At 67.7% G+C, this 24,088-nt stretch carries 14 protein-coding genes; 11 read left to right on the forward strand and 3 right to left on the reverse strand.

Annotation, left to right across the window (positions count from 1 at the left end; all coding sequences use genetic code 11):
* The first annotated feature begins 129 nt into the window (after positions 1–129).
* The 7 genes from DMB37_RS11090 (at position 130) to DMB37_RS11120 (ending at position 18,810) form a co-directional block, all read left to right on the forward strand.
* Positions 130–1,227, forward strand: a complete 1,098-nt coding sequence (locus tag DMB37_RS11090; protein WP_135232626.1) for an ABC transporter substrate-binding protein — start codon at positions 130–132, stop codon at positions 1,225–1,227.
* Positions 1,228–1,383: 156 nt separating this feature from the next.
* Positions 1,384–1,839 (forward strand): AMP-binding protein, encoded by a 456-nt coding sequence (locus DMB37_RS11095; protein ID WP_135232627.1) that lies wholly within the window; start codon positions 1,384–1,386, stop codon positions 1,837–1,839.
* A 207-nt stretch (positions 1,840–2,046) separates the two neighbouring features.
* On the forward strand, positions 2,047–15,504 hold the full coding sequence (locus DMB37_RS11100; protein ID WP_135232628.1) for a non-ribosomal peptide synthetase: 13,458 nt from the start codon (positions 2,047–2,049) through the stop codon (positions 15,502–15,504).
* Positions 15,501–16,505, forward strand: a complete 1,005-nt coding sequence (locus DMB37_RS11105; RefSeq protein ID WP_135232629.1) for an ATP-binding cassette domain-containing protein — start codon at positions 15,501–15,503, stop codon at positions 16,503–16,505. The genes DMB37_RS11100 and DMB37_RS11105 overlap by 4 nt, the downstream gene beginning before the upstream one ends.
* The gene (locus DMB37_RS11110; RefSeq protein ID WP_135232630.1) at positions 16,502–17,320 is read left to right on the forward strand and encodes an antibiotic transporter; all 819 of its coding nucleotides are present in this window, start codon (positions 16,502–16,504) and stop codon (positions 17,318–17,320) included. The genes DMB37_RS11105 and DMB37_RS11110 overlap by 4 nt, the downstream gene beginning before the upstream one ends.
* The gene (locus DMB37_RS11115; protein WP_135232631.1) at positions 17,320–18,138 is read left to right on the forward strand and encodes an ABC transporter permease; all 819 of its coding nucleotides are present in this window, start codon (positions 17,320–17,322) and stop codon (positions 18,136–18,138) included. Before DMB37_RS11110 ends, DMB37_RS11115 begins: the two co-directional genes overlap by 1 nt.
* A 213-nt stretch (positions 18,139–18,351) precedes the next feature.
* A complete protein-coding gene (locus DMB37_RS11120) occupies positions 18,352–18,810 on the forward strand; it encodes a GNAT family N-acetyltransferase (protein WP_167768803.1) in 459 nt (152 codons plus the stop codon).
* Between the two features lie 144 nt (positions 18,811–18,954).
* Here DMB37_RS11120 and DMB37_RS11125 read toward each other — a convergent pair whose 3' ends face one another.
* Positions 18,955–19,353, reverse strand: a complete 399-nt coding sequence (locus DMB37_RS11125) for a hypothetical protein (RefSeq protein WP_135232633.1) — start codon at positions 19,351–19,353, stop codon at positions 18,955–18,957.
* A gap of 417 nt (positions 19,354–19,770) precedes the next feature.
* Between DMB37_RS11125 and nrdF the strand changes: the two genes are divergently transcribed.
* Together nrdF and DMB37_RS11135 are read left to right on the forward strand one after the other, a co-directional pair.
* Positions 19,771–20,733 carry a class 1b ribonucleoside-diphosphate reductase subunit beta gene (nrdF, locus tag DMB37_RS11130; protein WP_107658570.1) on the forward strand — a complete coding sequence of 321 codons (963 nt, stop codon included), beginning with the start codon at positions 19,771–19,773 and terminating at the stop codon, positions 20,731–20,733.
* Positions 20,734–20,760: 27 nt separating this feature from the next.
* The gene (locus tag DMB37_RS11135) at positions 20,761–21,060 is read left to right on the forward strand and encodes a hypothetical protein (RefSeq protein WP_135232634.1); all 300 of its coding nucleotides are present in this window, start codon (positions 20,761–20,763) and stop codon (positions 21,058–21,060) included.
* A 91-nt stretch (positions 21,061–21,151) separates the two neighbouring features.
* Here the strand turns inward: DMB37_RS11135 and DMB37_RS11140 are convergent, their stop codons facing one another.
* Positions 21,152–21,394 carry a hypothetical protein gene (locus tag DMB37_RS11140; protein ID WP_135232635.1) on the reverse strand — a complete coding sequence of 81 codons (243 nt, stop codon included), beginning with the start codon at positions 21,392–21,394 and terminating at the stop codon, positions 21,152–21,154.
* A gap of 309 nt (positions 21,395–21,703) precedes the next feature.
* Here DMB37_RS11140 and DMB37_RS11145 point away from each other — a divergent pair, with 309 nt between their 5' ends.
* Both DMB37_RS11145 and DMB37_RS11150 read left to right on the forward strand, forming a co-directional pair.
* Positions 21,704–22,591: a DUF5753 domain-containing protein gene (locus DMB37_RS11145; protein WP_135232636.1), complete on the forward strand. Its 888-nt coding sequence runs from the start codon at positions 21,704–21,706 to the stop codon at positions 22,589–22,591.
* The gene (locus tag DMB37_RS11150) at positions 22,579–22,782 is read left to right on the forward strand and encodes a DUF397 domain-containing protein (protein ID WP_240772333.1); all 204 of its coding nucleotides are present in this window, start codon (positions 22,579–22,581) and stop codon (positions 22,780–22,782) included. Before DMB37_RS11145 ends, DMB37_RS11150 begins: the two co-directional genes overlap by 13 nt.
* A gap of 105 nt (positions 22,783–22,887) precedes the next feature.
* Here DMB37_RS11150 and DMB37_RS11155 read toward each other — a convergent pair whose 3' ends face one another.
* Positions 22,888–23,988 (reverse strand): AraC family transcriptional regulator, encoded by a 1,101-nt coding sequence (locus DMB37_RS11155; RefSeq protein ID WP_135232637.1) that lies wholly within the window; start codon positions 23,986–23,988, stop codon positions 22,888–22,890.
* Positions 23,989–24,088: the final 100 nt, after the last annotated feature.

The following is a 24,088-nucleotide window of genomic DNA, read 5'->3' on the forward strand; positions in this document are numbered from 1 at the left end:
CGGCGGCCGCACGGAATCCTTTGGCGCACCCAGGGTTCCGCGCGGCCGTTGGCGCAGCCATCGCTATCGGCCCGCGGGCACGGTGGGCACTTCCCGCCGTGCCCACGGCACGCATGTACCCTCACCCGCATGCCGCTGAGCGCCTACGTTCGCACCGGAAACCGCACAGCCTCTCCCCGATCCGGCACCGCCCGCGTGGCACGGCGCCGGATCGTCGCCGTCGCTGCGTTATGCGCGACGGTCGTCGTGGCGGGGTGCAGCAGCACACCTGACGACGCGAGCAGCATCGTGCGCACCACCACGAATATCGCCGGTGCCGGCGTGGTCGGGCTCGAACGCGACACCAGCAAGGCCTGTGCGCTGCCGAGCGCACCCGATCCAGCCAACGGCAGCACGCGCACCGTCACGCACGCCGCAGGCGTCTCGGAGGTGCCCGCCGACCCGCAGCGCATCGTCGTGCTCACCACCTCGGCGCTGGACGCGGTGTGCGCGGTCGGTCTGTGGGAACGCGTCGTCGGCGCGGTCACCCTGGACGGCCCGAGCCCGCAGCCCGCCTATCTCGGCACCGGCGTGCTGAAGATCCCGGGCGTCGGCTCCGCCGCGCAGCCCGATCCGAAGCTCATCGCCGACCTGCACCCCGACCTCATCCTCGGCGATATCCCCACTGCCACCGCGAGTTTCGACACATTGCGGGCCATCGCGCCCACTGTGCTGGTCGGCGCGAACAACAGCTGGCAGGCCGAATTCACCGCGCTCGCAGCGGGTTTGGGTCGGCGCGCGGCCGCGGACACCGCGCTCGACGACTACCGCACCCAGGCAACCACCACCGGCAACGACATCGCCGCCAATCAAACTCAGGCCTCGCTCATCCGATTCACCGCCGATACCAACGAAGTTCAGGGCAACAACAGCTTCGCGGGTCAGGTCATCGGCGACGCGGGTGTGCAGCGGCCTGCCGCGCAGCGCGGCCCCTCCTTCGACGTCACCCCGGACCAGTTCGCCACCAAGGTGGAGGGCGACCTGATCTACGTGCTCCTGGCCGGTGAAGAGGGCAAGAAGCGCGGCGAGACGGTGCTGCGCACCGAGGAGTGGAAAGACCTCGGCGCCGCGACCGACAAGCGCGTGTTCGCCGTCGAGGACACCGTCTGGCACGGCAACGGCCTCACCGCCGCCCGCGCGCTGCTCGCCGATCTGAGCGGCACGCTCAACGGGTTCGTCACCGACTGAGCCCGTCCAGCTCCGCAGTACCCCTGGGGTGAAATTTTCCCCACCCTGGGAGGTACCTCGACCAGCGCTTGGGTTGCTGTCGAAGTTTCGCCTCGTAGCCGAGATTTAGAGGTACGCAAGAGAACCTCTTCACCGAGACTTCGAGGAACAACCACCATGCATACGCTGACCGAATCGCTCGACAACATCCGCCTGCTCCCGCTCGCGCGGCCCGTCGCCGAGGTCGATCCGAACGCGGTTGTGGTGTCCACCGGCGACTGCACGCTCACCTACGCCGAACTGGACAGCTGGTCGAACCGGCTGGCTCGGCTGCTGCTCGGGATCGGCGCCGCGGCCAACACCCGGATCGCGATCGCGATCACCGATGAGATCGAGTCCGTGGTCGCCGAGCGGGCCATCGTCAAGATCGGCGCCACTCCCGCGCCGATCACCGACGACGGTTCGTTCGCGCTGGGTACCGCCCTCGGTGTGACGACCAAGTTGCAGCGCGGCGAGCTCACCGACGCGATCTCCTGGCTGATGCTGGACGACCGCTCGACGTTGCAGCGCTACCTCGCGGGCTCCGACGCACCGCTGACCGCGGCCGAGTTCGCACTGCCGAAGTCGGCCTGATTTCCCCAGGCGCGTCCCGGACGATGTCCGTTCGGGACGCGCCTGTCGGCATGTTCTCCCCTCATGTCGGCAAACGCCATCGGTGCACACGGCATCGGTTCAGAATGAATCTTGTCGCGAGCTGTGCGGCAAGTACTACCACTACCGCGGTGGCTCAGCGGCGGTCACTCCGCGGCAGCTGCGGGCGGTAAAAACGTAGGACTATTCATGCAACAGCCTCTCCCCTCGCCCACCGAATCCGGCAGCGCGCTGCCCATGGACACCCCCGATCTGCCCGAAGACGCCTTCGAGCTGTCCGCGGCCCAGCGCGGCATCTGGTTCGCCCAGCACATCGCCGGCGACACTCCGATCTCCATCGCCCAGTACGTCGAGTTGAGCGGGCCGATCGACCTGGACCTGCTCGCCGATGCGGCGCGCCAGGCGGGCCGCGAGTTCGGCACCGGGTATCTGCGGCTCGTCGAGGTCGACGGCCATCCCTACCAGTTCGTGGACACCACCCTCGACGACACCTTGGACACCTTGGACCTGCGCGGCGAGCGCGACCCGGTGGCCGCCGCACAGGCGTGGATGCGGGCCGAATACGACGCTCCGCTCGACCTGACCCGCGACCGGCTGGTGCGCGTCGTCATGCTGCGGGTCGCCGACGACCGCTGGTACTGGTACTCCCGGATCCATCACATCGTGCTGGACGGCATGGGCGCGCTGACCATGGTGCAGCGCACCGGGGAGCTCTACAACGCGGCAGTCGAGGGCAAGGAGCCACCCGCCGCGAAGGCCGAGGATCTGCGCCGGATCGTCGAGGCCGATGCGGCGTACCGCAGTTCGGATCGGTTCGGCACCGACCGCGAGTACTGGCTCGAGCATCTGCACGGGATGGCCGATCCGGTGAGTCTCGCCGGTCGCACCGCCGCTGTCGACGCGCATCCGAGTCGCGTCGCGGGTGCGCTGCCCGCAGCGACCACCGCGCTGCTCGACGACGTCGCGAAGGCGGCCTCCTCTGGTGTCGCGCCGACGGTGGTCGCGGCGTTCGGGGCGTATCTCGCCGCGATGACCGGCGCGCCCGAAGTTGTGCTGAGCCTGCCCGTTTCGGCGCGTACCACGGCGGTACTGCGCCGGTCCGGCGGCATGATCGCCAATGTCGTTCCGCTGCGGCTGACCATGACGCCGACCACCACGGTCGGCGATGTCATTCGAGCGGCCCAGGGTGAGCTGACCGGGGCGCTGCGGCGGCAGCGTTACCGCCAGGAGGACATCTTCCGGGACCTGGGCTGGCCGATGGACGAGACCGCGTCGTTCGGGCCCTCGGTGAATTTGATGATGGTGGACACCAGGATTCAGCTCGGTGCGGTGACCGGTCGCCTGCACGTGCTGACCTCCGGGTTGATCGATGATCTGTTCGTCAATGTGTATCCCGGTGTGGGCGGCGAGAGTACCCATATCGATTTCCAGGCCAACGGGAACCTGTACAGCGATGCGGAATTGGCGGCGCACCATCGCCGGTTCCTGCTGTTCCTGCACGAATTCCTCGCTGCGGGAACGGATGCCGCACTCTCGACGGTACCGGTCGTGTCCGACGACGAGCGCGCCGAGCTGGTGCCTGCCCGTGGGCCCGTGGGCGTTGCGCCCCGCACGCTGCCGGAAGTCCTCGCGGCCGGTGCGGCACTCGATCCCGATGCGGTGGCGATCCGAGCCGGGGCTACCGCATTGACCTACCGTCAGGTCGACGAGTACACGAACCAGCTGGCCAGGGTGCTTATCACGAACGGCGCCGGACCGGAACGCGCCGTGGCGATCTCGATCCCCCGCTCGGCCGAGTCGGTGCTCGCGATGATCGCGGTGGCCAAGACCGGTGCGGCGTTCGTGCCGATCGATCCGACCTATCCCGCCGACCGGATCGAGCACATGGTCGGCGACAGCGGCGTGGTCGCCGGGGTGACCGTCGCGGCCGCCCGGAAGTCGTTGCCGGAGCGGGTGACCTGGCTGATCCTCGATGACGAGGTGACCACGCGCAGCGTGCGCGAGCAGGACACGACCGCCGTCACCGTCGCCATGCACCTCGATCAGGTCGCGTACATCATCTACACCTCGGGATCGACCGGATTGCCCAAGGGCGTGCTGGTTTCGCATCGCGGACTGGCCAACCTCGCCTCCGGCTCCGGGGCAGGCTTCGGCGTGACCGCCGATTCCGTGGTGGCGCATGCGGTCTCGCCGAGTTTCGACATTTCGGTCGAAGAGATCCTGGTGACCTTGGCGTGCGGCGCCACCCTGGCCGTCGTGCCGCCCGCCGCGTACGCCGGCGAGGAGATGGCCGAAGTTCTGCGCACCCATCGCGTCACCCATCTCAACGTCACGCCGACAGTTGTGGGATCGCTTGATCCGGCGACCCTGCCGGAACTGCGCACCGTGATCGTCGGCGGCGATGCCTGCCCGCCCGAGCTGGTGGCCAAGTGGTCCGGTCGCACCCTGCTGAACGGGTACGGCCCGACCGAAACCACGGTGACCGCGACATTGAGCGAAGGGCTCGCCCCTGGCGCACCGGTCACTATCGGCAGTCTGGTGCCCGGTGTCGAGGCTGTGGTGCTCGACCCGTGGTTGCGGCCGGTCCCGCTCGGCACCATCGGTGAGCTGTATCTGGCCGGTGCCGGGCTCGCCCGTGGCTACCACCGGCGCAATGGGCTCACCGCGGAGCGTTTCGTGGCGAACCCCTATGCGGCCGGGGCGCGCATGTACCGCACCGGCGACCTGGTGCGCTGGACCAATCGCGGCGGTCGCCTCGAGCTTGAGTACCAGGGGCGCAGTGACTTCCAGGTGAAGGTCCGCGGCTTCCGCATCGAGCTCGGGGAGATCGATGCCGCGCTGCAACGGCAGCCGGATGTCGACTTCGCGATCACGGTCGGGGCCGAGACGGGATCCGGTGCCACCGCGCTCGTTTCCTACGTACTGCCGAAGCCTGGCGCCGAGGTGCATCCCGAGGCGCTGAAAGCAGCTGCCGGACAGACACTTCCGGCCTACATGGTGCCCGCGGTGGTGATGGTGCTGGACAGCATCCCGCTCACACCGCTCGGCAAGGTGGACCGCAAAGCCTTGCCAACACCGGATTTCGGGGCGCGGGAGATCGTCAGCCGCGCGCCGTCCACCCCGCGCGAAGCGGCGTTGGCCGCGCTGTTCGCCGAGGTACTCGGGTTGGAGTCGGTCGGGGTCGACGAGAGCTTCTTCGCGCTCGGCGGGGACAGCATCGTGTCCATCCAGCTGGTGTCGCGGGCCAAAGCCGCGGGTATCGGGCTCACTGCGCGGGATGTGTTCGAGCGCAAGACCGTTGCCGCGCTGGCCGCCGTCGCCACCGAGGTGCGGGCACAGGTGGTGCACGAGCTGCCCGGTGGCGGGGTCGGCGCGGTCGCGCTCACGCCGATCGTGCACGCCATGCTGGATCAGGGCGACAGCTGGCGACGATTCGCTCAGGCGGTGCTCGTCGGACTGCCCGCCGGGTTCGAGCGAGCTCGCCTCGTCCCGGCCGTACAGGCGCTGCTCGACCAGCACGATCTGCTGCGTTCGTCGCTGCGGCACACCGCGGGGAACTGGGAATGGGTGGTGGCCGACCGTGGTTCGGTGACTGCCGAAGCCCTGGTGGATGTCGTCGCGGCAGGACCGGATAGCGAGGAAACGTACGAGCGCGAATTGCAGCGCGCCGCCGATCTGCTCGATCCCGCCGCAGGGGTGGTCGCCCGCTTCGTGCTGATCGAGCACAGCGATGCGGAGCCCGTGCTCTGGTTGGTGTTGCACCACCTGGTGACCGATGGTGTCTCCTGGCGCATCCTGCTGCCCGATCTCGCCACCGCGGCGCTGGGCGGCACCCTCGCACCGGTCGGTACCTCGTTCCGGCGCTGGGCCCACGGCCAGGTGGCGCAGGCGGGCGAACGGGCCGCCGAGTTGCCGCTCTGGCAACGCATCCTGGCGACCCCCGATCCGGCGCTCGGTGCGGACACCCTGGACCCGGCCGTCGATGTCGTCGCGACCATGGCGCACCGGCAGACCGTCATCACGCCCGATATCGCGCACACCGTGCTCAGCACCGCACCCGATCGATTCCATTGCAGCGCAGACGATGTGCTGCTCGCCGCGCTCGCCATGGCGATCGGGCGGTGGCGCGAGCGGACCGCGACGCTGTTCACCCTGGAAGGGCACGGACGGACGGAGGCGATCCTGCCCGGCGCCGATGTCGCGCGCACGGTGGGCTGGTTCACCAGCGTGTATCCGGTGGCCGTCGACCTGACCGGGGTCGATCTCGCCGACGCGTTCACCGGTGGCGCCGCGGCGGGCACCGCCATCAAGTCCACCAAGGAACAGCTGCGGGCGGTACCGGACAAGGGTGTCGGCTACGGCATGCTGCGCTACCTCACCGACGACACCGCCGCTGTCCTCGCCGCAGGGCCCGCGCCGCAGATCAGCTTCAACTACCTGGGCCGGGCGACCACCGGCGCCGACACCGGGCCGTGGCTGCCGCAACGCTTTGCGGCCACCCAGGACGATCGGGCGCCGCTGGCCGCCGTCGTCGATATCAACGCGGTGCTCACCGACACCGGCTTGGAAGTGACCTGGGCGTACGCATCTCGGCTGCTCGACGCAGCCGACGTCGACCGGCTCGCCGAGCTGTGGACCGAGGCGCTCCGAGCGCTCGCGGCGCATGCCGAGTCCGCAGGCTCGGGCGGCCGCACACCGTCCGACTTCGAGCTCGTCCCGGTGACCCAGTCGCAGATCGACACCTGGGAAAGCGACTATCCCACTCTCACCGACGTGTGGCCGCTCTCGCCGCTGCAATACGGCCTGCTGTTCCACGCGCTCTACGACTCCGATACCGCCGACGGTTACACGGTGCAGTCGCTGCTCACCCTCGCGGGCACCGTCGACGCGACCCGGTTGCGGGCCGCCGCACAGGCTTTGGTGGCCCGGCACGAGAACTTGCGGGTCGCCTATGTGGAAACCGACGACGGTCCACGCCAGCTCGTCCTAGGCGATGCCGAAATACAGTGGCAGGAAGTAGATCTCGCCGAGATCGACGATGCCGAGCTGCGGCAGCGCGAACTCGACCGGGTGATCGCGCTGGACGCGCGCACCCGCTTCGAGCTGACCCGGCCACCGCTGGTGCGCTTCACGCTGATCCGCACCGCCCCCGACGCCTACCGATTCGTGCTCACCAATCACCATCTGGTGCTGGACGGTTGGTCGACGCCGCTGCTGGTGCGCGAGCTGCTCACGCTGTACGTCACCGCGGGTGACGCCTCGGCGCTGCCGCCCGCGCACTCCTATCGCGAATTCCTGTCCTGGTTGGACGAGCGGGACGACGCCGAATCGATTGCCGCGTGGCGGGAATCGCTCGCCGGCATCGATACCCCTACCCGTGCGGTGCCGACCTTGGCGGGCATCGAATCGACCGAGACCGGCATGCTGTCCACCGAGCTGTCCGCCGCCACCGTCGCCCGCTTGGCGGCGACCGCGCGCGAGTCCGGTGCCACGGTCAATACTCTCGTGCAGGCGAGCTGGGCGATGCTGCTCGCCATGCGCACCGGCCGCACCGATGTGGTGTTCGGCGGCACGGTCTCCGGGCGGCCGCCGGAGCTGGCCGGTGTCGAAGAGATGGTCGGCCTGTTCATCAATACGTTGCCGGTGCGGGTGCGCCTCGATCCGGCGGAGAAGGTGGCCGACCTGCTCGCCCGCGTGCAAGCCGAGCAGGCCCGGCTGATGGATCATCAGCATGTCGGGCTGGCCGCCATCCATCAGGCCGTCGGTCTCGCCGAATTGTTCGACACCCTCACCGTTTTCGAGTCCTACCCGATCGACCGGGAGGCGCTCTCGCAGGCGCTGGACATCGCGGGCATGCGGGTGCTCGACGTCGAAGGCACCGACGCGACGCCATACCCGTTGAATCTCATGATCATTCCGCTGCGCGGTGCGGACGGTCACGACACCTTGCGCGTCAGCCTGAAATTCATGGCCGATCAGCTCGATGCCGCGGACGCGCGACCGCTGCTGGATCGCTTCGTCCGGTTGCTCACCCAGCTGGCCGACAACCCGCGCGCCCTGGTCTCGCAGGTGCAGTACTGCGACGACGCCGAACGTGCCGCGCTGCTGCCGGTGCGTGGACCGGAGTCGCTGCCCGTGCGTACGCTGCCCGACATCCTCGCCGCCGGTGCGGCCATCGACGGCGACGCCATCGCGGTCAGCGCGGGCGAGCTCACCATGTCCTACGGGGAGCTCGACGCCTGGTCGAACCGGTTCGCGCGGCTGCTGCTGAGCCGGGGCGTCGGGCGGGAGGTGTTCGTCGTGCTCGCCCTCACGCGCTCGCTGGAGTCGGTGGTCGCGGTGTGGGCGCTGGCCAAGTCGGGCGCGGCGTTCGCGCCGCTGGACCCGCACTATCCGGTCGAGCGGATCGAGCACATGCTGTCCGACTCGAAAGCGCCCATCGGCGTGACGGTCACCGCGACCGGTGAGACGCTGCCGGGCAGCATCGACTGGCTGCTGCTCGATGACCTCAACACGATCCGCCGGGTGATGACGGTGTCCGCCGATCCGATCACCGACGAGGAGCGCGGCGGTCCGATCGATGTCGATCAGACCGCGTACCTGATCTATACCTCCGGTTCCACCGGCAAGCCCAAAGCCGTGCTGCTCAGCCATCGGGGTATCGCGAACCTCGTTGCCACCCAGCGGGACTCGCTGGCATTGGATCCGACGGCGAGTGCGTTGCAGGTGGCGTCACCGAGCTTCGACGCCTCGGTGTTCGAACTGCTGACCGCGCACGGCTCGGGTGGCAGGTTGGTCGTTTCCCCGCCCGATGTCTACGGCGGCAGCGAACTCGAACAACTGCTGCGTACCGAACGGGTCACCCACGCGGTGATCACGCCGTCCGCGCTCGCCACCATGGACCCGACCGATCTCGACCACCTGCGGGTGCTCTCGGTCGCCGGCGAGGCGGCCACGCCCGAGCTCATCGAACGCTGGTCCGTCGGGCGGCGGATGGTGAACCTGTACGGTCCGACGGAGTTCAGCATCTGGGCCACCGGACCGGCGGAACTCGTTGCAGGCGAGCCGATCACCATCGGCGGGCCGATCCGCGGCGCGGCGAACATGGTGCTCGACACCTGGTTGCGGCCGGTGCCCGTGGGCGTCGCGGGCGAGCTCTACTTGGCCGGGCCCGCCCTTGCCCGCGGCTACTTCAACCGGTTCGAGATGACCGCGAGTCGCTTCGTCGCCGATCCGTTCGGCGAGCCGGGCGAGCGGATGTACCGGACCGGCGACATGGTGCGCTGGGTGGTTGGTCGCGACGGCGGCTACGAGCTGGAGTACCTGGGGCGCAGCGACTTCCAGGTCAAGATTCGCGGGTTGCGCATCGAGCTCGGTGAGATCGACGCGGTGCTCTCGCGGGACGAGCAGGTCGAGTACGCGGTGACGATCGGGCGGACCGGGCCGGCGGGCGCGACCGTGCTGGTGTCGTATGTGCTGCCCGCCGAGGGGGTCGAACTGGATACCGAGCGACTGCGCGTCCAGGTGGCCGCCGAGCTGCCCGGGTACATGGTGCCCGGCTATCTCGTCGTGCTGGACTCGATTCCGTTGACGCCGGTCGGCAAGCTGGATCGCAAAGCCCTTCCCGTGCCGGACTTCTCAGACACCAACCGGCCCTACCTCGCGCCGCGCACACCGGTCGAGCAGGCGGTGGCCGAGGTGTTCGGTGACGTGCTCGGCCGCGAGCGGGTCAGTGTCGACCAATCGTTCTTCGAACTCGGCGGCAACTCGCTCAGCGCGACCAAGGTTGTCGCCCGGGTCAATTCGGCGCTGGGATCGACGATCGCGCTGCGTGACCTGTTCGACGCGCCCACCGTCGCCCAGCTGTCCGGCCGAGTGGTCCCCGCGACGGATGGCAAGCCCGGCCGCTTCGCGCTCGCGCCGCGGATCCGGCCGGACCGCATCCCGTTGTCCCCCGCGCAGCAACGGATGTGGGTGCTCAACCGGCTCGACCCCACCTCGTCGGCGTACAACATCGCCGTCGCGCTGCGCCTGACCGGCGCGCTCGACGTGGACGCCATGCGGTTGGCCCTCGCCGACGTCGTCGACCGGCACGAAAGCCTGCGCACGATCTACCCCGCCGACTCCGACGGCCCCCGGCAGGTGGTGATGAGCACCGAGACGGCCGCGCCCACCCTGACATTGGTGGACAGCGCGGACGGTGCGCCGCTCCGCGCTCGAATCAACGCGTTGGCGGGCAATGGGTTCGACATCGCCAAGGAGCCGCCGCTGCGTGTCGGGTTGTTCCGGATCGTCACGGCGGACGCGGAGAACGCGCATTCCGACCCGGCCTGGGCCGGCACGTTCGCGGTGTCCGCGCCGGTGGCATCGAGTCCTTCCGCAGGCGCCCCATCCGGGGCGTCCAGCCCTTCCGCGGGCGGCCCACCCGTCACCTCGAGCCCATCGGCAGGCGTTGCACCCGTGGCGTCCAGCCCGTCGGCAGGCACCCCACCGGTATCGTCCGGCTACTCGATGGCGACAACGCCGGTAGTGGTCGGCGACTCCCCCGACACCGCTACCCCTGCCGTGCACATCGTCGTCCTGGTGGTGCACCACATCAGCGCGGATGGCGCGTCCATGGCGCCGCTGGCGGCCGATCTGGTCGCCGCGTATTCGGCGCGGGTCGGTGGCGCCGAGACGACCAGGGTTCCGCTGGGCGTGCAGTACGCCGATTTCGCGCTGTGGCATCGCGAGCTGCTCGGTAGCGAGTCGGATCCGGACTCGATGGCGGCGCGGCAGCTTCAGTTCTGGAACGACACGCTTACCGGGGCGCCGGATGTGCTGGAGTTGCCCAGCGATCGGCCTCGGCCCGCAGTGCAGACCATGCGTAGTGCCGACGTCGAATTCACCATCGATGCCGAATTGCACCGTGCCCTGGTCGAATTCGCGTCGGCGCACAATGTCAGCCTGTTCATGGTCGTGCATGCGGCGCTCGCGGTGCTGCTGGCGCGACTCGGCGGCACCGACGACGTGGTGATCGGCACGCCGGTCGCCGGACGCGGTGAGCAAGCGCTGGACGAGCTGGTCGGGATGTTCGTCAATACCCTGGCGCTGCGCACGCCGGTCGACCCGGGCGCCGGATTCGGCGACTTCCTGACCGCGGTGCGTGCCGTGGATCTGGATGCGTTCGCGCATGCCGATGTGCCGTTCGAACGCCTTGTGCAGGTGTTGAATCCGACCCGATCGACGGCGCATCATCCCCTGTTCCAGGTGTCGCTGACGTTGCAGAACTTCGTAGAGCCGGTGCTGGAGCTGCCCGGGTTGCGGTTCGAGGTGGAGGACTTCGACCGGCGCACTTCACAATTCGATCTGACCCTCGACCTGCGCGAGCGTTTCGGCGAGACGGGTCCGGCCGGGCTGTCCGGTGTGCTGACCTACGCGACGGACCTGTTCGACGCGGCAACGGTAGCGGCGTTCGCCACTCGCTGGCGGCGCGTACTCGCGACCGTGCTGGCCGAGCCGGACACCCGGCTCGCCGATATCGACATCCTCGACGACACCGAACGCGCCACCCTGGTGCCGGTGCGTGGCCCCGAGAGTGCCGGGACGACAACGCTTCCCGCGCTGCTCGCCGCGACCATGGACCGGTACCTGGACCGGCCCGCAGTGGTCGCCGCCGGACACACCACGTCCTATCGGGAGCTCGACGCACACACCAATCGGCTGGCCCGCCTCCTGCTGGAGGCCGGCGTTGGCGCGGAATCCGTGGTCGCCCTCGGTCTTCCCCGTTCGGCCGAACTGCTGACCGGCATGTGGGCGGCGGCGAAGGTCGGAGCGGCCTTCCTTCCGGTCGACCCGAAGCATCCGGTGGAGCGCATCGACCACATGCTCACCGATTCTCAGGCCCGCGTGGGTCTCACGGTGGCCGCCTACCGGCCGCTGCTGCCGGACAGCACGCACTGGCTGGTGCTGGACGACGTTGACCTGGTCGGGCGCTGGTGCCAGGCGAGTGCGAGTCCGCTGGACGACGGCGAACTGCCGAGCCCGATCCGACCGGACAACCCGGCGTGGATGATCTACACCTCCGGTTCGACGGGAACGCCGAAGGGTGTCTCGGTGTCGCACCGCGGCATCGCCGACTTGATTGTCGCGCAACGCGAGTCGCTCGGGCTCAACGAGCACTCCCGGGTATTGCAGGTGGCTTCACCGAGTTTCGACGCCTCGGTCTTCGAGGCGCTCATGGCCTTCGGCTCCGGCGGCGCCTCGGTGGTCGCTCCGCCGGAGGTATTCGGTGGCAGCGCCCTCGCCGACCTGATTGCGGCAGAGCAGGTCACCCACCTTGTGATCACACCGTCGGCGCTGGCCACCCTCGATCCCGGCGAGGTATCGAGTGTGCGGGTGCTCGCGGTGGCGGGTGAGGCGGTCGGGGCCGAACTGGTCGAGCGTTGGGCCGCCGATCGCACCATGGTCAACCTGTACGGTCCGACCGAATTCACCATCTGGGCAACGGGTTCCGCGCCACTGGTCGTCGGCGAACCGGTGTCCATCGGCACGCCGGTGCGCGGTGCTGCCGCCCTCGTTCTGGACGACCGGCTGCGTCCGGTGCCGGTCGGCGTCGCGGGCGAGTTGTACCTGGCGGGGCCCGCCCTGGCCCGCGGTTACCACGCTCGACCCGGTTTGACGGCGGGCCGCTTCATCGCCGATCCGTTCGGCGAAGCGGGCGAGCGGATGTACCGCACCGGCGACTTGGTCCGCTGGACGCGGACCACCGCCGGCTTGGCCCTGGAGTATCTCGGCCGCACCGACTTCCAGGTCAAGGTGCGTGGTCAGCGCATCGAACTCGGCGAGATCGACGCTGTGCTCGGCCGGGTCGACGGTGTCGATTTCGCGGTGACGCTCGGTGTCCCCGGTCCGGCCGGGGCGACCGCGCTGGCTGCCTATCTGGTGCGTACGCCGGGCGCCGAGCTCGACCTCGCACGGGTCCGCGCCGTCGCCGCCGACACGCTGCCCGCCTACATGGTTCCGTCCGCCTTCGTTGTGCTGGACGCCATCCCGCTCACCGCGGTCGGCAAGCTCGACCGAAAGGCGCTGCCCGCACCGGAGTTCACGGCCGATCGCACCGAGTACCGCGCGCCGTCAACCCCGACCGAGGAGGCCTTGTCCAGTATCTTCGCCGAGCTGCTCGGACTCGACAAGGTCGGCGCCGACGACTCGTTCTTCGCGCTCGGCGGCGACAGCATCCTCGCCATCCAACTCGTCTCCCGCGCAAAGCAACACGGCGTGCACTGCACACCGCTGCAGGTGTTCGAGCACCGGACCGTGGCCGCACTGGCCGCGGCGGCCGACGCCGCGGGGGCGGTAGTCACACTGGACGAGCTGCCCGGTGGCGGTGTCGGCGAGCTGCCGTTGACGCCGATCGTGCACTACATGCTCGAACGCGGCGGCGACTACCGCCGCTTCGCACAGACGGCGGTGCTGGAGCTGCCCGTCGGCATCGATCGAGCGCAGATCGTCGCCACGCTGGCGGCGGTGATCGACCGGCACGACATGCTGCGCGCCCGGCTTTCCCCGGACGAGCACGGTGCGCCGGGCCTGCGGGTCGGCGAAGTCGGTTCGGTCGAGGTGGACGCGCTCGTGCACCGCATCGAGTTCGACGCCGCCGCCGACTCGGTCGAGCTGCGTGAGTACGCGGTGACCGAGCTGGACGCCGCGATGAACCGGCTCGATCCGGTCGACGGTGTTGTGCTCCAGTTCATTTGGCTCGACCCGGTGGGCGATGGTGGAACCCGCACGCGCGCCGGACGGTTGATCGTCGTGGCACACCATCTCGTCATCGACGGTGTCTCCTGGCGCATCCTGGTGCCGGACTTGGTCGCCGCGTGGGCGCAGGTGTCGGTCGGCAACACCCCGGTGCTCGCCGAGACCGGCACGTCGATGCGGCGGTGGGCGTACGCCCTGGTCGACGCGGCGCACACGGACAAGCGGGTTTCCGAGCTCGGTTACTGGCAGGACGTCATCACCGGGCCCGATCCGCTGATCGGTTCCCGCCCGCTGGACCCCACCATCGACCAGGCGCACACGTTGCGCATGCTCGACCGCGAGGTCTCCCCGGAGGTCACCACCGCGCTGCTCACCACGTTGCCCGGGTTGTTCCAGGGTGGGGTGAACGACGCGCTGCTCGCCACGTTGGCGATTGCGCTGGTGCGCTGGCGGTCTCGTGCCGCCGGAACCACCGAGGCACTGCTGCGGCTCGAAGGGCACGGCAGGCAAGAGGAAGTGATTCCCGGTGCCGACCTGTCCCGCACGATCGGCTGGTTCACCAGCATCTACCCCGTCCGGCTGAACCTCGACGGCATCGACCTCGACGACGCACTCGCCGGTGGTCCGGCGATGGGCACGGCTATCCGCACCGTGAAGCATCAGCTGCTCGCGGTGCCGGACAAGGGCATCGGCTTCGGTCTGCTGCGCTACCTGAATCCGGCCACGGCCGAACAACTTCCGGCCGGACTGCCCGGCCAGGTCAGCTTCAACTACCTCGGCCGGTACTCGACCGGTGACATTCCCGCCGGGCTCGACGGACTCGGCTGGCTGCCCACCGACGAACTCGGCGACCTGCATGCCACCGAACATCCCGCTGTGCCACTGCAATCAGCGATCGACGTGAACGCTGTAGTGGTCGGTGACCGGTTGCAGGCGAGCTTCGGCTTCCCGGCAGAGCTGCTGTCGCAGGACGAGGTCGCCGAGTTGGCCGACCTGTGGGTCGACACGCTGTGTGCCGCCGCCGAATTCGCTCAGTCTCCGGCAGCACGCACCGCGGCGGACGAGGAGACCGCCGCCATCGCCGCGCAGGCCGCCGCACAGCCCACCCCGGCGGCACCCACCGGACTCGGCCTAGACGTGGTGCTGCCGATCCGCCCCGACGGTACCGAACCCGCGCTCTTCTGCGTTCACCCGTCCTCCGGGATGTCGTGGACTTACCTGGGATTGGCGGATGCCCTGCGGCCGGGCAGGCCGATCTACGGCCTGCAAGCGCCCGATCTCGGCGGCCACGAACCACCGGCCCGCTCGATCGAGGAGTTCGCCGACCGATACGTGCGCGAGATCCGCGCCATCCAGCCGAGCGGCCCGTACCACCTGCTCGGCTGGTCGTTCGGCGGGCTCATCGCGCACGCCATCGCTGCCGAGCTGCAGCAGGCGGGCGAGACCGTCGGCGTCGTGGCACTGCTGGACGCCGACACCGCCGATATCGACGGCGACAGCATCGAACGGCTCAGCGCGGGCGCGTTCGTCAACTCCTTCGGCTCGGTCTTCGGCATCGACGACGTCCCCGCCGAGGCGACGGCGCAGCAGGCCGCCGACCTGATTCGGGAACGGCTGGGCGGTGTTTCGCTCATCGACGCGGACACCATCGAGCGGATGGCCGCGTCCTACAACGCGTCGGCGCGGACCCGTACCGGCTATCGACGACCGGTATTCGACGGCGACATCGTGTATTTCAGCGCGACCATCGATACCTCCGACATCTTCGGTCCCGACGGCTGGCGGCCGTACGTAACCGGTGAGATCAGCAACCACGACGTCGAGGTCACCCACGACGAACTGACCGCACCGCACGTGCTGCCGATCATCGCGCGCGTGCTCGACGAACATCTGGGAGGCCGAGGATGAATTCCGAACAAGGAGTCGTCGTCGAAGGGATCGAGAAGTCCTTCGGCGCCGTAAAAGCTTTGCGTGGCGTCGATTTCGTCGCCGAGCCGGGCGAGGTGCTCGGCATCCTCGGCCCGAACGGCGCCGGGAAGACGACCATGGTGAACGTCCTGTCGACGCTCATCACCCCCGATCGGGGACGCGCGGTGGTCGCCGGGCACGACGTGGTCGCCGACCCGGCGGCGGTGCGCCGGTCCATCATGCTGACCGGGCAGTACGCCGCGCTCGACGACATGCTCAGCGGTTACGAGAATCTGGTGATGTTCGGCAGGCTGATGGGTTTGCGCAAGCGCGCCGCCCGGTCCAGGGCGGACGAACTGCTCGCCGAGTTCGATCTGGTTGGCGCGGCGGGCCGCCGGGTCGGCACGTACTCGGGCGGCATGCGGCGGCGCATCGACATCGCGTGCGGTCTCGTTGTTCGCCCGGATGTGGTGTTCCTGGACGAGCCGACCACCGGCCTGGATCCACGTAGCAGGCAAGGGGTTTGGGATCTGGTGACCAGCTTCAAGAAGGCGGGCATCACCACCCTGCTCACCACGCAGTACCTGGAGGAAGCGGACGCGCTCAGCGACCGGATCATCGTGATCGACCACGGTGTGGTGATCGCGCAGGGCACCGCGGACGAGCTGAAGTCCAGGACCGGTGGAAGTTACTGCGAGGTGGTGCCGCTGGATCTGAAGGATCTGCCGGTCATCGCCGATGCGCTCGGTTCGCTGCTGCCGGAGGATATTCGGGCCGCGATGACGCCGGACTCGGACCGGATCGCGATCCCGGCGCCGGACGGCGCGAAGACCCTCGCGGAAGCATTGCGCCGCTTGGACGGCGCGGACGTCGAACTGGTCGATATCGCGCTGCGCAGGCCGTCGCTCGATGATGTGTTCCTCCAGCTGACCGGTCACCTGGCCTCCGCTGACGGAGCCGACGCTGACCTGAAAGCTGTTGATGCGGAGCGGGTCTCATGACCGTAGGCACCTGGTTGACGCAGACCCGGGCCACGCCGGTGCGGGCACAGCAGTGGTGGGTGCTGACGACGCGACTGATCGTGCCGTCGGTGAAAACCGGTGAGGTGCTCGCCTCGATCCTGGCGCCCGCGGCCTTCACGGCCAGCTTCTACATACCGCTGAAGACGGTGATGACCTTCGCGGGCACCGGATTCAGCAGCTATGCCCAGTTCATGATGCCCATCGTGGTGTTGCAGGCCGCCGCGTTCACGGCCATCTCGGCCGCGTTCCGGGCCGCTACCGACTCGGTCGCGGGACTCAATCGGCGCTTCGGGTCCATGCCGGTCGGGCCGCTCGTGCCCGTCGCCGCGCGCATGTCCGGAAACCTGTTCCGGCTGGCGATCGCGCTGGTCACCGCGGTTATCTGCGGTCATGTGATCGGCTTCCGGTTCCGTCTCGACAGCGTGCACACCATCGGCTTCCTGTTGTTCGCGATGCTCGTCGGGCTCGCACTGATGCTCGGCGCCGATGTGATCGGCACGGTGTCGCGCAGTCCGGAGGCGACGACCCAGGCCTTGGTGTTGCCGCCGTTGATCTTCGGCATGCTCTCGACGGGTCTGGCGCCGGCCCATCAGTTTCCGGCCTGGGTGCAGCCCTTCGTGCGCAATCAGCCGGTGTCCCAATTCGCGATCGGGTTGCGTGCGCTGGCCGGGGACACGGTGGGCAACGCCGGCCAGGTGACCTGGTCGTTGATGGGGCCGCCGCTGGCGTGGGCGATCGCCATTCTCGCCCTGTGTATTCCGCTGACCATCCGACTGAGTTCGAGGAGGGCGTGATGGCGCTGCTGGCTCAACACACCGCAGACACCCGCACCGGTTCGGAGGTGTCGGCAGCGTCTTTGTTGCAGCACACCATGATTCAGACCCAGCGGTTGCTGCTGCGCTGGACGCGCAATCCGATCACGCTGCTGGAAACCCTGATCATCCCGTGCCTGCTGCTGATCATGCTGGAGACCGTCATCGGCGGCCAGATCCGTAAGTTCACCGGGGAGAGCGCTCTCTTCGGTTCGGTACCGATGGTCACCCTCGTCGGTGCGCTGTCCGGCGCGGTCGCCGGTGGTGTCCTGCTCGGCCGCGAGCGGGATGCGGGGCTACTCGCCCGGTTCTGGGTGCTGCCCGTGCACCGCGCGTCCGGGCTCGCCTCGCGCATCCTCGCCGAGGGGTGCCGCATCTTCGCGGGCACCCTCGCCATCATCCTCGTCGGCTACCTGCTCGGCTTCCGCTTCCACCAGGGCATCCTCGCGACCCTCGTATTCCTGCTCATCCCAGTACTTTTCGGGCTCGCCTTCGCCACCGTCGTCACCGCCGTGGCCGTCTTCACCGCCAAAGCCACCCTGGTAGAAGCCATCACCATCCTCACCTCCCTGATGATGTTCTTCAGCACCGGCTTCGTCCCCCTCGCCGCCTACCCCCAGTGGATCCAACCCGTAGTCCGCAACCAACCCATGTCCGTCGCCGTAGACGCCATGAAGGCCCTGGCCCTCGAAGGCCCCCTAGCCCGCCCCCTCACCCTCACCCTCCTCTGGTCCCTCGGCGCGATCCTTCTCTTCGCCATCCCCGCCACCATCGGCTACCGCCGGGCGAGCAGGCGCTGACACTTCCCGACGGGATTCCGTCGGAGCCGACACCTTCGATCGATCGAGGCACGTCGCCCCCGCTGGGCTGAAATCCGTTGCTCGCGTCGCCCCGCCTCGATACCGTTGCGGTATGCCAGGTTGACGCTAGAGATTTCGATACGTCCGGTGGCCCCGGGCTCCGCCGTTCGTCCGTTCAGTCGCTGACCGATGAAACGAGACGAAGGGATTGCTATGGAGATCAGGCGGATTGCACGGGGTGAGGGTGATGTGGTCGGCAAGCTGTGGGATCGCATGTGCCGGGAAGTGGTGGACGGCGGCCCGCTGACCGAGCGCGGATTGGCAGAGCTGTCGCGAATGCTCGATATGAGTGCGTGGCATCGGGACGCGTTCTGCCTTGTCGCGGTGGTGGATTCGACGATTGTCGGGTTCGTCAACGGGCGGGTCGACACCGGTGACGGGCTGCTGCCCGGGATGAGCGGCGAGATCGACTCGCTGTATGTGGTTGCCGGGCACCGCGGTTCGGGAATCAGCCGAGCGCTGGCGGAGGCCGCTGTCGCCTGGTTGCGCGACCGGGGCGCCGACCCGATTCGCTACCTATCCTGCGCTCAGGCCCATGCTGACCACCGCTTCTGGGTCGGTCTCGGGTTCGAACCGGACATGATCTGCCTATCGCTCTATTCCAGCGAATAGTAGGCCGCGGCCGCTCGGCGAGTGGCACATGGTTGCGGCGTTCAGTGACAAGACATCTCCATGGTGTGCCATTCGACGAGCAGGCGAGGACGTGAATCGGCCCCGGCACGCCGAAACGGGGTGCCGGGGCCGAGGGTTCGAGAGCTACCGGGCGGCGAGTTGGCGGGCCAGGGCCCAGATCACCAGGACATCGATGGCAATGATGACCAGTGCCCAGAAGGGGTAGATGGGGGCGAAGAGGAAGTTGTCCAGGATGCTGACCGACGCCATGACGATGCCGGCGAGGTAGCCCCAGGTTTTGCCGGTGACGATGCCGAAGCCGGCGATCAGCACGAGCACGGCGATCACCAGGTGGATCCATCCCCAGGCCGAGACGTCGACGAGGAATACCTGATCCTCGGTGACCACGAAGATGTCGCGGCCTGCGATGGCGGCGACGGCGGTCAGCAGGTGCAGCACGCCGGTGATGAGGATCAGCACACCGGCGAAGATGGTCATGTCGTTGAGCACCGGGCCGGTCCGGACGGGGCCGGGACTAGTCATAACACACACTCCTTCCGAAACGCGTGATGCTTCTATCCGCCCAACGTAGCCCCTGATCAGGCAAAACCGGGGCAGGTGGGCGGGTGGGTCATCGGCGAGCGCCGACTACCGGGCCGGGCCGGGCAAACGTGCCGCGCCCCGATCAGGTCGTGGTGCTCGCGGGCGCCGAGCCACGGACGAACCATTGGCAAATAGCTGGCGATCTCACGCGGCGCGCCAGCACCGATGTGGCTGTTCGCGCGATCGTGCCGCAGAATAGGGGCCGCACGCGATGGCTCCCGGCGTTTCTCGCCTCGGTGACACGCATCGCTGCGACACAAGGTGTTGTGCTGCACGGACTTGTCACCCACTAGGAGTAGTGTCCGGTGGAGAGAAGATCCGTCATGGCAGCGGGCTCGGGAAAGGTGTGGAGGCAGGATGAAACTGATCGATCGGGTATCGGCCATCAACTGGAATCGGGTGCCCGACGAGAAGGATGCCGAGGTCTGGGACCGGCTGACCGGCAACTTCTGGCTGCCCGAGAAGGTTCCGGTGTCCAACGACATCCCCTCGTGGGGCACGTTGACCACCGACGAGAAGCAGCTGACCATGCGGGTCTTCACCGGCCTCACGCTGCTGGACACGATCCAGGGCACCGTCGGCGCGGTGAGCCTGATCCCGGACGCGCTGACCCCGCACGAGGAGGCGGTGTACACCAACATCGCGTTCATGGAGTCGGTGCATGCCAAGAGCTACAGCTCGATCTTCTCCACGCTGTGCTCGACCAGGGAGATCGACGACGCGTTCCGCTGGTCGGAGGAGAACCGAAACCTGCAGCGCAAGGCCGAGATCGTGCTGGATTACTACAACGGCGACGATCCGCTCAAGCGCAAGGTGGCCTCGACGCTGCTGGAGAGCTTCCTGTTCTACTCCGGCTTCTACCTGCCGATGTACTGGTCCTCGCGGGCCAAGCTCACCAACACCGCGGACCTGATCCGGCTGATCATCCGCGACGAGGCCGTGCACGGCTACTACATCGGCTACAAGTACCAGAAGGGTCTGGAGCTGGTCAGCCAGGCCGAGCGCGACGAGCTGAAGAACTACACCTTCGAGCTGCTGTTCGAGCTGTACGACAACGAGGTCGAGTACACCCAGGATCTCTACGACGAGGTCGGCCTCACCGAGGACGTCAAGAAGTTCCTGCGCTACAACGCGAACAAGGCGCTGATGAACCTCGGCTACGAGGGACTGTTCCCGAAGGACGAGACCGAGGTGAACCCCGCCATCCTGTCGGCCCTGTCCCCGAACGCGGACGAGAACCACGACTTCTTCTCGGGTTCGGGTTCGAGCTACGTGATCGGCAAGGCTGTGAACACCCAAGACGAAGACTGGGAGTTCTGAGCGATACCCGGCTCGACACGGCGGCGGATGCTTTCCGCCGCCGTTTCGCGTTTCGGGGATGGCGGGCGGCGACGCGTGCCCGGCGGCATGGTCGGGCCGCACGAACGGGCGCAGCAACTCGACCTTGCCCGGACGGAAGCCGTTGCCGCGGGCCGTGATCCGGGAGCACTCGAGTACACCCGTTGGGGTTCGATCGACATGCCTGCTGAACGCGTCGACGGTCTCGCCGCGGCGGGGGTGACCCGGATCGTCGTCGGCAGCACCGACCCCGACAACCCGTTCGACGAGATGTCGCGCTTCGCCGAACGATTCGAGCTCGGCGGCTGACCCACCGACCCCGGCCGCCGCCATGTCTCCGGCGGCGGCCGATGGCGTCGGTGTGCGCCGCGACAGTTTCGTCCCTGCCGCCCACGCGCACCTATGCCGAGTCGCGTTCCTCGAACCACCCCTCGCCATAGACACTCCGGAGAATGTGCAGCACGTCCGCGCTGTCCGCGGCGAGGCCGTCGACGGCGAACCGGATAGCACCGACCGTGACGGTCAGCGAGCGCAGTTGCTCATCCATTCTTCGTGCTCGGTCGGCCAGTGTCGACAGTCCGAACTCCATGTGGGCCTCGCGATTTTCCATGGCTTCCAGCTGCCATTTCAGGTCCGCGTCCATCGTTATACAGCGCCTTTCCTGGAAGGAATTTATATTCTGGATTGTTCCTGTTGTGTTGTCGCACTGAGCAATTCGGCGAATCCGTAAACCTCCATTACAGTCTGCTGGTTGGATGAGCGCGGAAACCGATTCGCCGGGTGTAGGGGCTGGTCGGCTTTCCGAACACATGCAGTGCAACACCGCAGCCACACCGTCGGCACCCTTCCGAGACTGAGCTCTGTCGGTATTTCGGTGAGGTTCCACAGTCGCTGCCGCACTTGGGTTCCAAAATAGACCGCCATTCTTCAGCGACCCCTCGGAGATACAGCTATGACGACTGGCTCGACCCTTCCCCGTAGGCTATTGGCCCGCGAGCTCCGCAGAGCTCGCGCAGCGGCGAAGGTCAGCTCGGAAACCGCACGGAACGCCATCGGCGTCAGCAAGCAAACGTTCTGGCGAATGGAGAGCGGGATTCCGATCAGGTTGAACCCGTTGTTCGTCAAACGGTTATGCGAGCTCTACGAGGTATCGCCGGGGCTGACCCAGGTGCTGCTGGCGCTGACCGAGGAGACGAAGACAAAGGGGTGGTGGCACACCTTCGACGAGTCGATACCCAGGGACTTCGGGCTGTTCGTCGGCTTGGAAGACGCGGCGCACCACATCATTTCGTATCAGACGACGTTTATACCTGGAATGTTGCAGACCGATGAGTACCGGCGCGCAATGATTTGGGTGGAATTTCCCAATATGCCGTCACCAGAGGTAGAGACGACAATAAGGATTGCCGCGCTGCGCCGGGACCGGCTCCACAGTGATACCAATCCCGTGACCCTGGATGTGCTGATCGACGAGTCGGCGCTGCGCCGTCCGACCGGCGGCACCGCGGTTATGGCCGGCCAATTGCGGCATCTCGCCGATGTCGCACAGCTGCCGAATGTTTCGGTGCGCGTGATGCCGGCATCGACTGGAACGTATCAGGGTTTGACAGTTGGAACATTCGTATTGCTGGAGTTCCCGCCGCACCCGACCGCGTATTTGACTGAGCCACCGGTGGTTTACGTCCAAGGTTTCACCGGAGATTTGTATTTAGAACGCCCGGAGGAGATTGCGGCGTATCGTGTTGTGTACACAGACCTCAAGCGTCTGGCGTTGGGTGAGACCGAAAGTCGCACTCTCATTCGAGAAATAGCAGAGGAGTTCTCCGCATGTACGATATGACTGACGCACACTGGTTCAAGAGCACCCACAGCAGCGCTGTGAAAGATTGTGTCGAGGTAGCACATCTCGACGGCGGATCGGTCGGCGTTCGCGACTCCAAGAACCCCACCGGCCCCGCCCTCGTCTTCAGCCCCGCCGCATGGGACACCTTCACCTCCAGCCTCGCGCAAGGTGATCTCGACAGTCCGTAAATCCACCGTTCGACGAGACCCCCACTACTCGTGGGGGTCTCGTGCTTCCGGCGCCACCACCGATCTCAGACGCTTTCAGAGATCGCCGCCCAGGCCGGGACCCGCTCAGTCACGCGCGACGCGATCAGTCGGCTTCTTCGCGAACGAGACGGCACTGTCGCGGTGCCGCACCACGACTCGCGGTTCGCCGCCGCGGCGGGCGCGGGCAGCCCGGCGGATCTGCTGTGGTGTCGCGCCGAACCAGCGACGAACCGCACGGGTGAACGCGGACTGTTCACGCAAGCCGATCAGGTTGGTGATGCGCGACATCGACATGTCGGTCTCGCAGAGCAGGCGATAGGCGGCGTCGCGGCGGGCACCGTCGAGGATCTCGGTAAAGGTGGTGCCCTCGGCGGCGAGTGCCCGCTGCAAGGTGCGCTGGTGTATCGACAACCGCCTTGCGATCGCCTCGATATCCGGCTTGGCGCTCGTGATCAACCCCTCAATCGCCACCCGCACCTGGGCCGCCACGGATTCTGCTAGCTCGGAAGGCTTTTCGGAGAGGCAGTGCAGCGCCACGGAGTACATGGTGGCGCTGCTGTTCGCGATCGGCCGCGTCAGCAACTCCGCCGGTATTCGGAGCAGCGTAGTGTCGGCGCCGAATCGGACTTCGGCGTCGAAGAATTCGGCGTAGCGCGCCGCAGGCGCCAACGGTGGGTGCGGCAAGCAGATAGAGCGCAGACCGTAGTCACCGTCGACCGCATGTCGCAGGGCCCGGTGGATAGTCCCTGCGGCCAAATCGATGCCCTGGGCGAAGCCGTTGGATTCACCTGGATCGCGGAAGTTGATCGCGACCATGCCCGGCCGATGTTCGGGATCGGCGACCAGCCGCAGCGCGACGCCGGTGTGGTGGGTGAACAGGTAGCGAGAGGCGCAGGCGATGGCCGCGCCCACCGTCGCGGCATTGGCGACGGCCATCGCCAATGGTCCGGTCGTCGAGCCGACCTGGCGATCGGATAGTCGCAGACCGAAATCGGGGCAGCTCAGCTCGGCGGCGGCGATCTCGAGCGCCCAACCCACCGCCTCACTCGACACCACGGCGACCTCGCTGTCGATCGCCGCAGGTGTGATGCCGAAGCGGTCGAGCAATGCCGCACCGTCACCGCCGAGTTCATCTGCCAGCGCCTGATACCCGCGCAGCGCCCCCGCCCGTGTCATCACCACCATCGCCGACTCCTCGATCCGACCGAGCCATCCCGGCCGACGGCTGGATGGATCCGATCGCCGGATCGTAACGGAGGGCGGTACCGGGCAGGAGCAAGACTTT

The sequence above is a fragment of the Nocardia sp. CS682 genome (assembly GCF_004634405.1).
Taxonomy (GTDB): domain Bacteria; phylum Actinomycetota; class Actinomycetes; order Mycobacteriales; family Mycobacteriaceae; genus Nocardia; species Nocardia ninae.

Excerpts from the sequence above, each read along its gene's own strand:
- DMB37_RS11090 (WP_135232626.1), top strand. The coding sequence starts at position 130 with ATGCCGCTGAGCGCCTACGTTCGCACCGGAAACCGCACAGCCTCTCCC.
- DMB37_RS11095 (WP_135232627.1), top strand. The coding sequence starts at position 1,384 with ATGCATACGCTGACCGAATCGCTCGACAACATCCGCCTGCTCCCGCTC.
- DMB37_RS11100 (WP_135232628.1), top strand. The coding sequence starts at position 2,047 with ATGCAACAGCCTCTCCCCTCGCCCACCGAATCCGGCAGCGCGCTGCCC.
- DMB37_RS11105 (WP_135232629.1), top strand. The coding sequence starts at position 15,501 with ATGAATTCCGAACAAGGAGTCGTCGTCGAAGGGATCGAGAAGTCCTTC.
- DMB37_RS11110 (WP_135232630.1), top strand. The coding sequence starts at position 16,502 with ATGACCGTAGGCACCTGGTTGACGCAGACCCGGGCCACGCCGGTGCGG.
- DMB37_RS11115 (WP_135232631.1), top strand. The coding sequence starts at position 17,320 with ATGGCGCTGCTGGCTCAACACACCGCAGACACCCGCACCGGTTCGGAG.
- DMB37_RS11120 (WP_167768803.1), top strand. The coding sequence starts at position 18,352 with ATGGAGATCAGGCGGATTGCACGGGGTGAGGGTGATGTGGTCGGCAAG.
- DMB37_RS11125 (WP_135232633.1), bottom strand. The coding sequence starts at position 19,353 with ATGACTAGTCCCGGCCCCGTCCGGACCGGCCCGGTGCTCAACGACATG.
- nrdF (WP_107658570.1), top strand. The coding sequence starts at position 19,771 with ATGAAACTGATCGATCGGGTATCGGCCATCAACTGGAATCGGGTGCCC.
- DMB37_RS11135 (WP_135232634.1), top strand. The coding sequence starts at position 20,761 with ATGCTTTCCGCCGCCGTTTCGCGTTTCGGGGATGGCGGGCGGCGACGC.
- DMB37_RS11140 (WP_135232635.1), bottom strand. The coding sequence starts at position 21,394 with ATGGACGCGGACCTGAAATGGCAGCTGGAAGCCATGGAAAATCGCGAG.
- DMB37_RS11145 (WP_135232636.1), top strand. The coding sequence starts at position 21,704 with ATGACGACTGGCTCGACCCTTCCCCGTAGGCTATTGGCCCGCGAGCTC.
- DMB37_RS11150 (WP_240772333.1), top strand. The coding sequence starts at position 22,579 with ATGTACGATATGACTGACGCACACTGGTTCAAGAGCACCCACAGCAGC.
- DMB37_RS11155 (WP_135232637.1), bottom strand. The coding sequence starts at position 23,988 with ATGGTGGTGATGACACGGGCGGGGGCGCTGCGCGGGTATCAGGCGCTG.